Source organism: Streptomyces humi (assembly GCF_001005085.2).
GTDB classification, from domain to species: domain Bacteria; phylum Actinomycetota; class Actinomycetes; order Streptomycetales; family Streptomycetaceae; genus Streptomyces; species Streptomyces humi.
The window spans coordinates 69,334-83,008 of the sequence record NZ_LBMU02000013.1; the positions used below are offsets into that span (position 1 = coordinate 69,334).

Annotated in this window: 14 protein-coding genes and 1 tRNA gene; 9 read left to right on the plus strand and 6 right to left on the minus strand. The window is 71.0% G+C overall.

The window, feature by feature from the left end; translation table 11 throughout:
• The first annotated feature begins 334 nt into the window (after positions 1-334).
• A tRNA-Leu gene (locus AAW13_RS04245) sits at positions 335-417 on the plus strand.
• 28 nt (positions 418-445) lie between these two features.
• On the opposite strand, the gene AAW13_RS04250 is transcribed toward AAW13_RS04245, so the two are convergent.
• Positions 446-697, minus strand: a complete 252-nt coding sequence (locus AAW13_RS04250) for a hypothetical protein (RefSeq protein WP_240528530.1) — start codon at positions 695-697, stop codon at positions 446-448.
• A 152-nt stretch (positions 698-849) separates the two neighbouring features.
• Positions 850-1,239: a helix-turn-helix domain-containing protein gene (locus AAW13_RS04255; RefSeq protein WP_046731692.1), complete on the minus strand. Its 390-nt coding sequence runs from the start codon at positions 1,237-1,239 to the stop codon at positions 850-852.
• Positions 1,240-1,470: 231 nt separating this feature from the next.
• On the opposite strand from AAW13_RS04255, the gene AAW13_RS04260 reads away from it, so the two are divergent.
• From AAW13_RS04260 to AAW13_RS04285, 6 genes are all read left to right on the plus strand, one after another.
• A complete protein-coding gene (locus AAW13_RS04260; RefSeq protein WP_185149294.1) occupies positions 1,471-1,686 on the plus strand; it encodes a hypothetical protein in 216 nt (71 codons plus the stop codon).
• Between the two features lie 78 nt (positions 1,687-1,764).
• Positions 1,765-1,983 carry a hypothetical protein gene (locus tag AAW13_RS04265; protein WP_046731690.1) on the plus strand — a complete coding sequence of 73 codons (219 nt, stop codon included), beginning with the start codon at positions 1,765-1,767 and terminating at the stop codon, positions 1,981-1,983.
• Between the two features lie 89 nt (positions 1,984-2,072).
• Positions 2,073-3,980 carry a zinc metalloprotease gene (locus tag AAW13_RS04270; RefSeq protein ID WP_052768651.1) on the plus strand — a complete coding sequence of 636 codons (1,908 nt, stop codon included), beginning with the start codon at positions 2,073-2,075 and terminating at the stop codon, positions 3,978-3,980.
• A gap of 95 nt (positions 3,981-4,075) precedes the next feature.
• Positions 4,076-4,753 carry a hypothetical protein gene (locus tag AAW13_RS04275; protein ID WP_046731689.1) on the plus strand — a complete coding sequence of 226 codons (678 nt, stop codon included), beginning with the start codon at positions 4,076-4,078 and terminating at the stop codon, positions 4,751-4,753.
• A 211-nt stretch (positions 4,754-4,964) separates the two neighbouring features.
• Positions 4,965-6,143 carry a 4-hydroxybenzoate 3-monooxygenase gene (locus AAW13_RS04280; protein ID WP_046731688.1) on the plus strand — a complete coding sequence of 393 codons (1,179 nt, stop codon included), beginning with the start codon at positions 4,965-4,967 and terminating at the stop codon, positions 6,141-6,143.
• Between the two features lie 195 nt (positions 6,144-6,338).
• Entirely contained in the window at positions 6,339-7,199 is an 861-nt protein-coding gene (locus AAW13_RS04285) for a Bax inhibitor-1/YccA family protein (RefSeq protein ID WP_046731687.1), read from the plus strand.
• A gap of 86 nt (positions 7,200-7,285) precedes the next feature.
• On the opposite strand, the gene AAW13_RS04290 is transcribed toward AAW13_RS04285, so the two are convergent.
• Complete coding sequence (locus tag AAW13_RS04290) at positions 7,286-7,516, minus strand: DUF4287 domain-containing protein (protein WP_046731686.1); 231 nt, start codon at positions 7,514-7,516, stop codon at positions 7,286-7,288.
• Between the two features lie 128 nt (positions 7,517-7,644).
• On the opposite strand from AAW13_RS04290, the gene AAW13_RS04295 reads away from it, so the two are divergent.
• Positions 7,645-7,956: a hypothetical protein gene (locus tag AAW13_RS04295; protein ID WP_079178706.1), complete on the plus strand. Its 312-nt coding sequence runs from the start codon at positions 7,645-7,647 to the stop codon at positions 7,954-7,956.
• A gap of 287 nt (positions 7,957-8,243) precedes the next feature.
• Here the strand turns inward: AAW13_RS04295 and AAW13_RS04300 are convergent, their stop codons facing one another.
• From AAW13_RS04300 to AAW13_RS04310, 3 genes are all read right to left on the minus strand, one after another.
• A complete protein-coding gene (locus tag AAW13_RS04300; protein ID WP_206306146.1) occupies positions 8,244-9,017 on the minus strand; it encodes a hypothetical protein in 774 nt (257 codons plus the stop codon).
• A 280-nt stretch (positions 9,018-9,297) separates the two neighbouring features.
• Positions 9,298-10,518 carry an acetyl-CoA C-acetyltransferase gene (locus AAW13_RS04305; RefSeq protein WP_046731684.1) on the minus strand — a complete coding sequence of 407 codons (1,221 nt, stop codon included), beginning with the start codon at positions 10,516-10,518 and terminating at the stop codon, positions 9,298-9,300.
• Between the two features lie 218 nt (positions 10,519-10,736).
• Positions 10,737-11,804, minus strand: a complete 1,068-nt coding sequence (locus AAW13_RS04310) for an SGNH/GDSL hydrolase family protein (RefSeq protein ID WP_071659422.1) — start codon at positions 11,802-11,804, stop codon at positions 10,737-10,739.
• A 148-nt stretch (positions 11,805-11,952) separates the two neighbouring features.
• Here AAW13_RS04310 and AAW13_RS04315 point away from each other — a divergent pair, with 148 nt between their 5' ends.
• Positions 11,953-13,344, plus strand: coding sequence for a cystathionine beta-synthase (locus tag AAW13_RS04315; RefSeq protein ID WP_046731682.1), 1,392 nt, complete (start codon positions 11,953-11,955; stop codon positions 13,342-13,344).
• Positions 13,345-13,675 lie beyond the last annotated feature (331 nt).

Consider the following 13,675-nt stretch of genomic DNA (forward strand, 5'->3'; position numbering starts at 1 on the left):
GCCGCTGTTCCGGTTCCGGGGGCCGACCGAGGTCGGACCGGCGGCCCCGGTCTCATACCTGGGGATGACGGCGGACCCTGAGAGCAAGATTCGGAATCGGCCACCGCGAGACGTCGAGAACAGGTGGAGCCCCCTTGTTCGGACGGTGAAATTCCGTCATTCCGTGTACGCGCGCACCCACCGCGCGTAACGCTGTTGGCAAGTGCGGATGGCTCGTTCCGGGGGCTGATGCACCCTCAGACGTCAATAAAATAAGACAACATCGGGTCGCCCGTCCGCTGTTCGGGGGACGCGTCCCGATAGGGTCGGTGCCGCGTAGCGGAGCCCATGGCCTGCCCGGATGGTGGAATGCAGACACGGCGAGCTTAAACCTCGCTGCCCCTCGCGGGCGTACCGGTTCAAGTCCGGTTCCGGGCACTTCCCACCCCTTGTGGGCGGTGTCGGCTCACCCCTCGTAGACCGTCAGGACCGCCCCGTCGACCTCGATGCGGCGGCCCGCGCGCATGCCGTTGCGGCGCAGGGCCGCCAGGCACTCCTCGAAGAGGGCGAGTTCGACGGTGTCCAGAATGGCCGCCGCCAGGTCCAGGAGCTCGGTGACCGACGTGTCGGTGAGCACCTCGGGCAGTTCCCCGGACAGCAGGACGACGGACTCGCCGTCGGGACCCCGGACCACGGCCGTCGCGGGTCCGCCGTGCACGAACAACACATTTCCCCCTGAGAGCCCGTGGTCGTGCGGCTCTCGCCTGCCGGGCAGGACGAGAGACTAGTCCGGGAGACTGGCGGTTTCGTGCGGAGTCGGATTCTTTACCCGGGTTGACGGAAATACGCCCGGGAGTGTGACGGCGGCGGTCACTTCTCCCGCGGGGAGCGGTCCAGCAGGGACTCCACGAGGGCGGCGACATGGCGGCGGTCGTCGGACGACAGCTGCTGGACGCTCGCGATCAGCAGGGCGACCTCGGGGTCGGCTGCGGGAGTGTTCGGGTCCGCGTCCGGCGCGGTGTCGTACACGTGGATCCCGCAGGCCTCGGCGGCGGCCCGGCGCACCGTCTCCAGCGGGAGTTCCAGCCCCTTGGCCAGCCCTTCCAGGGTCGTCGCCTGCGGCATGCGGACCACCCGTTCCGCGGTGGCCAGGTGGTGCACGGTGGAGCGCGGGACGGAGCCGCGGCGCGCCACGTCACCGTAGGACCAGCCCTTGCGGTCGAGGTGCTCGCGGATCAACTGTTGCAGTGCGTTGGCCACTGACCGTCACTTCCTGCTCGCCGCCGGCGGGGTGCGCCCCCATGTCGCGCCGATTCTACGGTCGGGTACGCGATCGGCCGAGAGGGTGATTTCCCGAACGGGTTGCGCGACGGGTCCCCGAGCCCGTAGTGTCCAATCTCGTTGGACAGCACGTCCGACCAGATTGGACAGAGTCCGGGGGGAACCTGACTCGATCCGATCGGAAATGTCTATTCCCGAGGGGGAAAGATCATGATGGACGCCCATGAGCTCGAGGCCGAGTCCGCGGAGCTGCTGCCGGGTCGTGAGGCCCTGGGCAAGCTGAAGTTCGGCTTCGGCAAGACGGTCAACGTCACCAAGCACGTCGCGAACATCAGCGCCCACAACGAGTCCGCCGCGCTGAACGACCACTCCTCGTGGTCGGTGGCCGACTCCGGCGCCGCCCAGACCATCAGCGTCACCCAGTAGCACCGTCCCGGCGCACGGCGCCGGGACCCGCTGGACCCACATCGATCTCACCGCACACGCACCGAAAGGACATCCGTCATGAGCATGGACATGAACGAGCTGGAGAACGAGTCCGCCGAGCTGCTCCCCGGCCGTGAGGCCCTGGGCAAGCTGAAGTTCAGCTTCGGCAAGACCGTCAACGTCACCAAGCACGTCGCCAACATCGACGCGTCCAACCAGTCGGCCGCGCTGAACGACCACTCGGCCTGGTCGTCCGCCGAGTCGGCCGCCGCGCAGACGATCAGCGTCACCCAGTAGTCCCCGCGAGCGCCACCGCCGTCGCCCCGGCGGTGGCGCTCCTGGGTATCGGGGGGGAACTTCATGGGGGATCCGGGGGGAGACCACATATGACGGTGCTCGGAGACGGGACCGCCGCGCTGTACGACACGGGCCCGGTGCCCGGACCCGGCGGCTGGCCGGTGACCTACGAGCAGGTGGCGACGGGCAACCTGCCGGTGGTGGAGGCGCCGTCGCCGGTCCCGAGGCTGAGCGCGGGACTGCGGCTGCACGGCGAGTACCAGGGGTCGGGCTTCACCGAACCCAAATACATCGCCCGTCGGGGGGACGGGCAGGTCGTGCAGCTGTCCAGGCTGCTGTACCTGGTGGCGTCGTCGGTCGACGGCGTCCGCGATGCCGAGGCCATCGCGCACCGGGTCAGCGCCCGCTTCGGCCGCGAGGTGAGCGGGGAGAACATCCGCTTCCTCGTCGAGAAGAAACTGGAACCGCTGGGTGTGACGGTCCCGGAGGGCCAGGAGGACGACGAGGTCGACGCACCGCGCTCCGACCTGCTGCTCGCCCTCAAGGGCCACCGGGTCATCTTCAACGAGCGGCGCACGATGAAGATCGCGCGCTCGCTGGCCTGGCTGCACCGGCCGGCCGTGGTCGCGCTGGTACTGGGCTCGGCCATAGCCATGGACGTCTGGCTGTTCGGGTTCTTCGGGGCGATCGAGCCCGTCCTCCAGGTGCTCGACCAGCCGGTCCTCATCCTCGTCGTCTTCGTGCTCACCGTGGCCTCCCTCGTCTTCCACGAGTTCGGCCACGCCTCGGCGTGCAGATACGGCGGAGCCCGCCCCGGCTGCATCGGGTGCGGGCTCTTCCTCATCTGGCCCTCGATGTACACGGACGTCACCGACGTCTACCGGATCGGCCGGGCCGGCCGGCTCCGCACCGACCTGGGCGGCGTGTACTTCAACGTCGTCTTCATGCTGGCCATGACCGGCGCCTACTTCGCCACCGGGTCCCAGTTCTTCCTGGCCACGGTGTACCTCGGGCACTTCGAGATCATGGAGCAGCTGATGCCGGCCGTACGGCTGGACGGCTACTACATCCTCGGCGACCTGGCCGGCGTCCCGGACCTGTACGGCAAGATCAAGCCGATCCTGCTGGCCCTGGTACCGGGAGCGAGGGGGGACAAGGCCCGCGCGGAGGTCGCCGGGCTGAAGAAGTCGGCGCGCGCCGTCGTCGCCACCTGGGTGCTGACGATGGTCCCGCTGATCATCGGCGAACTCGGCTACGCGCTGTGGAACCTGCCCCGGATCCTCACCACGATGACCCGCTCGCTGACCGAGCAACTCATCGGCACCGGCTCGGCGTTCGTGGACGGAAAGATCGTCGAGGGGCTGGTCGGGACGATCGGCTGCGTGATGCTGCTCTGCCCGATGGCCGGTGTCGTCTACCTGTCCGTGAAGATCGGCGGCCGGATCTTCCGGGCCGCGAAGCGGTCCACGGCGGGCCGGCCCGGACTCCGGCTGGCCATCTGCGCCCTCGCCCTCGCCGGGCTCACCGGGCTCAGCTACGCCTGGATGTCCGGGGTGACCCCGAAGCCGCTGCCCAAGCAGCCGCCGATCGCGCCCATCCTCCAGCCGGGGGTGCCGACCACCGCGCCGCCGGCCCGGCAGGCCTCGACCCCGGACCAGCCGGCCGACGGCTCCGGCACGCCCACGGACACGGTGTCCGGGGCCCCGGCCGGCCCGGCCGGAGCGAGCGCCGCTCCCTCAGCGGAGCAGACGTCACGCGGCGCGTCCGCCTCGGCGTCGCCCTCCGCCTCGGTGCCGGGCCACCCGGGCACGGGCGCCACCGGTTCGCCGGCGCCGTCCGGCGGGGGCACGGTCACCGGACCCACGCCGTCCCCGTCGGAGAGCGTCGGAGTCTCGCCGACGCCCACCCCGTCGGAGAGCGTCCCGGTGTCACCGACGCCCAGCCCGTCCCCGCCACCGGCCAGCGACTCGCCGAGCCCGGCCCCGGCGACGTCCTGACGGCCGGCACCGGGCCGCCGTACCGCACGTGCCGGCATCGGGCCGCCGTCCCACTCACCGCTTACCGCAGCACCACTGGAGCACAGGAGCACGCCATGAGCAGTCACCGAAAACCACGCGCCACCGCGAGCCCGCTCACCCGACGGGCCGTGCGGATCGGCCTGTTCGCCGCCGGCCTCGCGGGCGCGGCCACCGCCGTGCCCGCCCAGGCGGCCACCGCCGCGACGCACGCCGCGTTCGCCTCCGACCACGTGTTCAGCCACGCCGACCGCGGTCACCACACCCAGGCCAGGGACTCGTTCACGGTCCGCCAGTTCGGCACGGTGAACGCCGCCGCCGTACGCAACCAGGCCAACGCCGTCTCGGCCGGCTGCTCGGCCGACGACCACTGCCGTTCGGTCGCGCTGTCCTTCCAGATCGTCACGATCGCCGGCGAGCGCACACACCTGAACGCCGTGAACCTCAGCGACGCGGCCAACAAGGAGTGCACGGGCTGTCAGACCCTCGCGGGCGCCTACCAGTTCGTGGTCTCCACGCCGACCGCGCTCCGCTTCGACAAGGCCACCCAGGACAAGCTCGCCGACATCCACCGCCGGCTCGACGCGCTGACCCGGTCCACGCTGCCCGCCGCCGACCTGCGCACGAAGGTCGACGGGCTGGCCGGCGAGGTCACCTCCGTCCTGCACGACGCGGTCGCGAACGCTCCGAAGGGCGACCCGAAGAACGACGTCACCCTCCACCGCCACCTGGACGGCTGGCCCGGCGGCCGCTGAGCCCCGCGCCGCCGTCGTACGGACCGGACACCGCACACCCCACCGAGGCCGCCGGGCCCGCGAGCGCCATTCGCGGGCCCGGCGGCCGGTCGTGTCCATTGACACGGGGTACGACCGGAAGGAGACTCAGGGCAACTCAGTGAAGTTAATTTCACCACGCGAACAAACCGGCCGCGGCCGTCGTGGGTGAACGGACGGAAGGGAACGACCGATGCGCACCACCGTCGGCATCATCGGAGCCGGACCCGCGGGGCTGCTCCTCGCGCGGCTGCTGCACAACGCGGGCATCGACTCGGTCGTCCTGGAGAGCCGCGACCGCTCCTACGTCGAGCACCGCCAGCGCGCCGGGATCCTGGAGCAGGGCACGGTGGACGTGCTGCGCGCGGCCGGCGCCGGAGAGCGCATGGACCGTGAGGGCCTGCGCCACGACGGCATCGAGCTGCGGTTCGACCGGCGGCGCCACCGTGTGGACTTCCCCGCCCTGACCGGCGGCCGGTCCGTGACGGTCTACGCGCAGACCGAGGTCTGCAAGGACCTGATCGCCCTCCAGCTCAAGGAGGGCGGTCCGCTGCTCTTCGAGGCGGAGGCGCTCGCGGTGGAGGGTGCCGAGAGCGAGCGGCCCCGGGTGCGGTTCCGGCACGAGGGCCGCGAGGACGTCCTGGAGTGCGCGTACGTCGTCGGCTGCGACGGCTTCTGGGGGGTGGCCCGCACCGCGTTCCCCGAGTCCCTCTCCAAGGTCTTCGAGCGGACGTACCCCCACGGCTGGCTGGGCATCCTCGCCGACGTCGCCCCCTCCCACGACGAGCTGGTCTACGCCCGCCACGAGCGCGGCTTCGCCCTCCTGTCGATGCGCTCCCCGTCCGTCTCCCGCCTCTACCTCCAGGTGCCGGCCGGCACGGACGCCGAGGACTGGACCGACGAGGCGATCTGGGACGAGCTGGAGCGCCGCTTCGAGACCGACGACGACTGGCGGCTGGAGCGCGGCCCGATCACCCAGAAGTCGGTCACGCCCATGCGGTCGTACGTCCACGAGCCGATGCGGCACGGCCGGCTCTTCCTCGCCGGGGACGCCGCCCACATCGTGCCGCCGACCGGCGCCAAGGGGCTGAACCTGGCCGTGGGCGACGTCGTGACCCTCGCGCGTGCCCTGGCGCACGAACGGGAGACGGGCTCGCCCGAGCTCCTCGACGCCTACTCGGCGACCTGTCTGCGCCGGGTCTGGCAGGCCGAGCGGTTCTCCTACGACATGACCACCCTGCTCCACCCCGGTCCCGGCGACACGCCGTTCGACGCCCGGCTCCAGCTGGCCCGGCTCGGCCGGATCGCCTCCTCCCGGGCGGCCGAGACCGACCTCGCGGAGGCGTACACCGGCTTCCCCTTCGACGCCTGAACGGTCTCTGGCCGGTTCCGGCCGGGTACCGGCTTCGTCATGGAATGAAGCCCTCCGTGGCCGGGAATCAGGGGTCCGCGTAGCGTGTTGCGCAGCATGCCGGGGGAAAGATCCTCCCCAGGTAGCATGGCAGACTTTTGCCAATCCATTACTCTTGACGCCAAGGCCCACGCACGGTGGCCATGGAGGAGTGAAATGAGGAGCAGCAACCCGGTCTTCTCGCGACGGGGGTTCAGCCGCGACAACGGCTACGCGGGCTTCAACACCGCGCCGCAGGCCGGGTACGCACAGGGCAACCCGTACGCGCAGAACCCGTACGCGAACAACCCCTACGCGCAGCAGGACGTCCAGCAGGGCGCCCCGCCGCAGGCCCCGGCCACCACCGGCCGCATGACGATGGACGACGTCGTCATGCGCTCGGCCATGACGCTCGGCACGGTCGCCGTCGGCGCGGTCCTCGCCTGGGCGCTGCTGCCCGTCTCCAGCACCAGCTTCGGCCTGGCCTTCGGCTCCGCGATCGTCGCGATGGTCCTGGCCCTGATCCAGAGCTTCAAGCGCACCCCGGTGCCCGCGCTGATCCTCGGCTACGCAGCCTTCGAGGGCGTCTTCCTCGGTGTCATCAGCGAGATGTACAACAGCCAGTGGAGCGGCGCGCCGTTCCAGGCGGTGCTCGGCACCATGGCGGTCTCGGCCGCCACCCTGCTGGTCTACCGGGCCGGCTGGATCCGCGTCACCGCCCGCTACGCCCGTATCGGCATGGCCATCGCCATCGCCTTCGTACTGGTCATGGCGGTCAACCTGCTGCTGGTCGCGTTCGGCGTCGCCGAGAACGGCGGACTGCGCAGCTTCGGCCCGCTCGGTGCGATCGTCGGCATCATCGCGATCCTGCTCGGCGCGTTCTTCCTGACCCTCGACTTCAAGCAGATCGAGGACGGCATTGCGTACGGCGCCCCGAAGAACGAGGCCTGGCTGGCCGCGTTCGGCCTCACCATGACCCTGGTGTGGATCTACGTCGAGATGCTCCGGCTGGTCGCGATCTTCAGCAGCAACGACTAGCGGGACGGCGGGCTCTCCCAAGTGAGCCGAGAAGGGCCCCGGGGTCACCGCCCCCGGGGCCCTTCGGCGTATGTCCTTGTGCGCGCCTAGAGAAGTTTGCGCGCCGCCCTCCTCAGGTCGTACTCGTGGATCAACGCCTTCGCGTGGCCGTACGCGAGGTTGTGTTCGTGGCGGAGCCAGCTGACCTTTTCCTCGAAGCGGAAGAGGGACGGGCCTTCCTCGACGGTGCGCAGCCAGTCGGACACTTCACGACCGGTGCAGTGGGGGATGCGGGCGAGCATGTTGCGATGGGTCTCCTCGGAGAAGACTTGGGACATCGGCGCCTCCGGTGCGCAAAGGGGGTTGTAGCCGGTCCTTCACGTCACCGTGCCTGAGTGTTGGCGCGTTGGCAACAGTCGGGACGCGTCCTGGCCGAAGAGCCGACGGGAGGCGTTACGCTCGCGGCGTGGTTGATACGACGCCTCTTACCCGTGCCGTGGAGCATTTCGCCGACAAGTTGCGGGCGGCGCCGCAGAGTCGGCTACAGAGAGGGGCGGCCGCGGAGGCGCTGGCGCTGGCCAGGCAGCTGGCCGGCTGGGCACAGACCGTCGAGGAGCCGGGCGGCACGGTCCGGGAGATGCCGGACGCGGGGATGTTCGCGGTGGCCGACCAAATCGCGGTGGCCGGCAACGACTTGGCGGTGGTGCTGGAGAGCGACGCCGAGGTCGGCGACGCGGTCCGCATGGTCGAGGAGGCCCAGAAGAGGGCGGGCGTCTGAGACCGAACGCCGTCACCTACGTCCACGGGTGCGGGTGCGTCCACGGGTGCCGGTGCGGGTGCCGGTGCTGGTGCGGGTGCGTGATCGGGTGCGGGTCCGTGGGGGTTGCTCGCGCAGTTCCCCGCGCCCCTGAAGGGGCGCTCACACCGACGCCCCTGAAAGGGGCGCGGGGAACTGCGCGACCAGCCACGACGGCGCCGCACCCGATTACGCACCCCAGGACCCCAGACCCCAGAACCCCGGAACCTCAGAACCCCGGAACCTCAGAACCCCGGAACCTCAGGGCCTCAGAGCGACGCTATGACCCGGTCCGCCAGGATGTACACGTTCTCTTCCCCGCACGCGAACGTCAGCGTGTACGCGCCCGAGATCCCCGACCCGCCCAGCAGGTACGGCGTCTCACCGGCGCCCAGGGCCGCGGCCAGCCGCTCGGCCGTCTCCCGGTGCCCCGGCGTCATGCACAGGGTCGTGCCGTCGGCGAAGACATAGACGTCCAGCGTGCCCAGCGGGCCGGGGCGGACGTCGGACAGCTCCACCTGCGACTCGGCCAGCTGCTCCAGCGTCGCGACCGTACGCTCGTGGTCGTTCACCATCGGCGACTGCACCGGCACGAAGTCCGGGTGCGACGGGTGCCGGCGCCGCGCCGCGGCCAGTTCCGGGGAGTCCCCGGTGAACTCGTCGGTCTCCGCCGTCGGCTCGGCGACCGGCTCGAGACCGGCGAAGTCGGCCTGCCGGGGCAGGAACAGCTCGTTGTCCGCCAGACCCAGCAGCGACGGCGTGTCGGACACGTCACGCGCCTCCTGCGCGGCCCAGAAGGCACGCGCCTCGGCCAGCTCCCGCTCCCGCTCCTCGGCCAGCGCCTCCGCCACCGCGGCGCGGATCTCCTCGGCGTCCGCGTGGCTGCGGGCGGCGGGCAGCAGGGCCCGCATCGCGGCGGCCTGGTTCTGGGCAAGCTGGGTGTGCAGCTCGGCGACCTGACGGCGCAGCTTCAGAACGGTGCGCAGGACAGCGACGCCCACGGCGCCCGTGGCGGCCGTGGTGAGCAGCAAGGCGATCGGCATGGCGCTCACTGACGTACTCCCGGTTCAAAGTCGACCCCCGACTTCCTACATCAGCTTGAAGGGTGGACTATCCAGCTGTCAGTGCGTAACGTCACGAAACGGGCAGGGAATTGACCCCCGGGTTTACCAGGACAACCGCGCTGACCTGCTGTGATGTCTCCGCAGAGGGAGATAGGTCACATCCTGGGGGAGATTGGATCACAAATCGGCCCGGTGTTCGGGGGTTTCTCGAACACCGGGCCGTCGCGTCACGGACGGTTCCGTGACGGTCACTCAGGGGTCAGCTCAGGCGCTCGATGACCATCGCCATGCCCTGGCCGCCGCCGACGCACATCGTCTCCAGGCCGAACTGCTTGTCGTGGAACTGGAGGGAGTTGATCAGCGTGCCGGTGATGCGGGCGCCGGTCATGCCGAAGGGGTGGCCGACGGCGATGGCGCCGCCGTTCACGTTCAGCTTCTCCAGCGGGATGCCCAGGTCGCGGTAGGAGGGGATCACCTGCGCGGCGAACGCCTCGTTGATCTCGACCAGGTCGATGTCGTCGATGGTGAGGCCGGCCCGCCGCAGCGCCTGCTTGCTCGCCTCCACCGGGCCGAGGCCCATGATCTCGGGGGAGAGACCGGTGACGCCGGTCGACACGATCCGGGCGAGCGGGGTGAGGCCCAGTTCGCGGGCCTTGGTGTCGCTCATGACGACGACCGCGGCGGCGCCGTCGTTCAGCGGGCAGCAGTTGCCCGCGGTGACCAGGCCGTCGGGGCGGAAGACCGGCTTCAGGCCGGCCACGCCCTCCAGGGTGACGCCGGCGCGCGGGCCGTCGTCCTTGCTGACCACCGTGCCGTCGGGGAGGGTGACCGGGGTGATCTCGCGCTCCCAGAAGCCGTTCTTGATGGCTTCCTCGGCGAGGTTCTGGGAGCGGACGCCGAACTCGTCCATGTCCTGGCGGGTGACGCCCTTGATCCGGGCCAGGTTCTCGGCGGTCTGGCCCATCGCGATGTACGGGTCGGGGAGCAGGCCGTCCTCGCGCGGGTCGTGCCAGGTGGAGCCCTCGGACGCGGCGGTGGCGGCGGTACGGGCCTGTGCCTCGGCGAAGAGCGGGTTCATGGTGTCCGGGAGGCCGTCCGAGCTGCCCTTGGCGTAGCGGGAGACCATCTCGACGCCGGCCGAGATGAAGACGTCGCCCTCGCCGGCCTTGATGGCGTGCAGGGCCATGCGGCTGGTCTGGAGGGACGAGGAACAGTAGCGGGTGATCGTGGTGCCGGGCAGGTGGTCCATGCCCATCTGCACGGCGACGATCCGGCCGAGGTTGTAGCCCTGCTCGCCGCCGGGCAGGCCGCAGCCGAGCATCAGGTCGTCGATGTCCCTCGGGTCCAGCTCGGGCACCTTGGCGAGGGCGGCCTGGATGATCGTCGCGGTGAGGTCGTCGGGGCGCAGGTCCTTCAGGGAGCCCTTGACGGCACGGCCGATCGGGGAACGGGCGGTCGAGACGATGACGGCTTCGGGCATCACGGCTCCAGTGACGGGGGTTGGCAGGGCCGCTTCGGAAGTTACCGGTACGTATGTCATCGGTCACGGGTGTCGGAGTGTGACACTGACCGCACTTTCTAAGCGCTTGCTTTTCTTGTTTGCCGGGTGCGTGGACCCGTGCGGGGGCGTGGGGGCTGGTCGCGCAGTTCCCCGCGCCCCTTGCGGGGCACTCACCCGACGTCGGCGAGCGGCGCGCCCTACTCGGTGGTGCGGGCCCTCGATCTCGCCTCTTCGGACGCGGGGTCGGGTGGGAAGGCGGGCGCGGGCGGCTCCACCTGCTGGCGGCGGCGGCGCTTCAGGAGGGCCCAGGGGCCGCGCGGACCCGTCGGCATGGCCGCCGTGACCTCGGTGCCGGCCTCGGCCGCCGCCTCCGCCGCGGCGCGGGCGACCGGGAGGAAGCCCTCGCGGCGCGTGACGTCGGGCCGCTCCTCGTCCGCCGGCCAGAGGCCGAGGGCCGCGCAGACCGTGGGAAGCACGGCCATCGCCGCCGTGGCGTAGCCCTCCGCCGAGGGGTGGTAGTTGTCGGGGCCGAAGAGCTCACGCGGGTTGGCCGCGAACTCCGGGCCCAGCAGGTCGCCGAGCGACACCGTGCGGCCGCCCTGCTCCACCGTGCCGATCGTCTGGGCCGCCGCCAGCTGCCGGGAGGCCCGCCGGGCCAGCCAGCGCAACGGCTGCCGTACCGGCTCGATCGTGCCCAGGTCGGGGCAGGTGCCGACCACCACCTCGGCGCCCGCCGTACGCAGCCGCCGGACCGCCGCGGAGAGATGACGGACCGACCGGGTGGGTGGCATGCGGCGCGTGACGTCGTTCGCGCCGATCATGATCACGCAGACGTCGGGGACGGCCGCGCCGGTGCCGAGGACCAGCGCCACCTGGCGGTCCAGGTCGTCGGACTGGGCGCCGGGAAGGGCCACGTTGGTGAGTTCGACCGGGCGTTCAGCGACGGCCGCCAGGCCCGACGCCAGCAGCGCGCCCGGGGTCTGGGCGGCCCGGTGCACGCCCTGCCCCGCCGCCGTGGAGTCGCCCAGCATCGTCAGGCGCAGCGGCGGCTCCCCCGCGCCGCCGTAGCCGTCGTCGCCGTAGCGGCCGTCCGCGGTCGGCACCCGGCCGCCGCCGCTGCCGTTGCCCACGGCCGTCCTGGCCATCCGCACCTCGGCCAGCACCACCCCGACCGCGGCCGCGCCGACCAGTCCGATCCCGCCTCCGCCGTACGCCGCACCGGCCGCGATCCGCCGGGCCACCCGTGCCCTCGACATACTCGTCATGCGTCGCCGCCACCTCCTCGTTGCCGTCCATCCACTCCTTGCCCCGTACGGACCGTCCGCCAATCTCAACGGGGAGTGAACCTCGGGCGTGCCCCGTAGTCTGGCGACACCACCAAGACCACTTTTTTGCAAGTAACCGGAGACAACGGTGCGATTCCACGACTCGATGATCAGTCTCGTCGGCAACACCCCGCTGGTGAGACTCAACAGCGTCACCCAGGGCATCCGGGCCACGGTCCTCGCCAAGGTCGAGTACTTCAACCCGGGCGGCTCCGTGAAGGACCGCATCGCGCTGCGGATGATCGAGGCCGCGGAGAAGAGCGGCGAGCTGCGCCCCGGTGGCACCATCGTCGAGCCGACCAGCGGAAACACCGGCGTGGGACTGGCGATCGTGGCCCAGCAGAAGGGGTACAAGTGCATCTTCGTGTGCCCCGACAAGGTGAGCACCGACAAGATCAACGTGCTGCGGGCGTACGGCGCCGAGGTCGTGGTCTGCCCGACCGCCGTCGACCCGGAGCACCCGGACTCGTACTACAACGTCTCCGACCGGCTGGTCCGTGAGACCCCCGGCGCCTGGAAGCCGGACCAGTACTCCAACCCCAACAACCCGCTTTCCCACTATCACTCGACCGGCCCCGAGCTGTGGGAGCAGACGGAGGGGAGGATCACCCACTTCGTGGCGGGCGTCGGCACCGGCGGGACCATCTCCGGCACCGGGCGCTACCTGAAGGACGCCAGTGACGGGCGCGTCCAGGTGATCGGTGCCGACCCGGAGGGTTCCGTGTACTCCGGCGGCTCCGGGCGGCCGTACCTCGTCGAGGGCGTCGGTGAGGACTTCTGGCCCACCGCGTACGACCGGACCGTGGCCGACGAGATCGTCGCCGTGTCCGACAAGGACTCCTTCCAGATGACCCGGCGCCTCGCCAAGGAGGAGGGGCTGCTGGTCGGCGGCTCCTGCGGGATGGCCGTCGTGGCCGCGCTGCGGGTGGCCGAGCGGCTCGGCCCGGACGACGTGGTCGTCGTCCTCCTCCCGGACAGCGGCCGCGGCTACCTCAGCAAGATCTTCAACGACGAGTGGATGGCCGACTACGGCTTCCTGGAGGACGAGGGCCCCAGCGCCCGCGTCGGCGACGTGCTCAGCGACAAGGCGGGCGGCGCCATCCCCTCCCTCGTCCACATGCACCCGGAGGAGACCGTCGGGCAGGCCATCGAGGTGCTGCGCGAGTACGGCGTCTCGCAGATGCCCGTGGTCAAGCCGGGCGCCGGGCACCCGGACGTGATGGCCGCCGAGGTCGTCGGCTCGGTCGTCGAACGGGAGCTGCTCGACGCGCTGTTCAGCAAGCGGGCCTCCCTGGAGGACCCGCTGGAGAAGCACATGTGCGCCCCGCTGCCGCAGGTCGGTTCCGGTGAGCCGGTCGCGGACCTGATGACGGTGCTGGGCACGGCGGACGCGGCGATCGTCCTCGTCGAGGGCAAGCCGACCGGCGTGGTCAGCCGGCAGGACCTGCTGGCGTTTCTCGCCAAGGGCGGCAAGCAGTAGCGGAACGTCCGGTGAACGGCCCGTGGCGCCGGGGAACTTGCTGTTTCCCGTCCGAGCGGTGGACTTCGCGGAAGTGGTACGAGCGTGTCACGTACACGCAGCACACGCTTAACACGGGTCCGGCACATTGGTGGGTGTCGGCAGGGCGGGAGCGGCTCCCCGCCCGGGCCGGCACCGAACGTCCAAGGACCTCCGGAGCGGCTCCCGGACCTCCATGGACGCCGGACGTGAGACCCGGCCCTGACCCGGTCAACGTCCCTCGCGGGGACCGCCGTCGTCCCGCCCCCCGGTAACGGGGGTGCGGCGGTCCCCGCGCACCATCCTCCCCGGC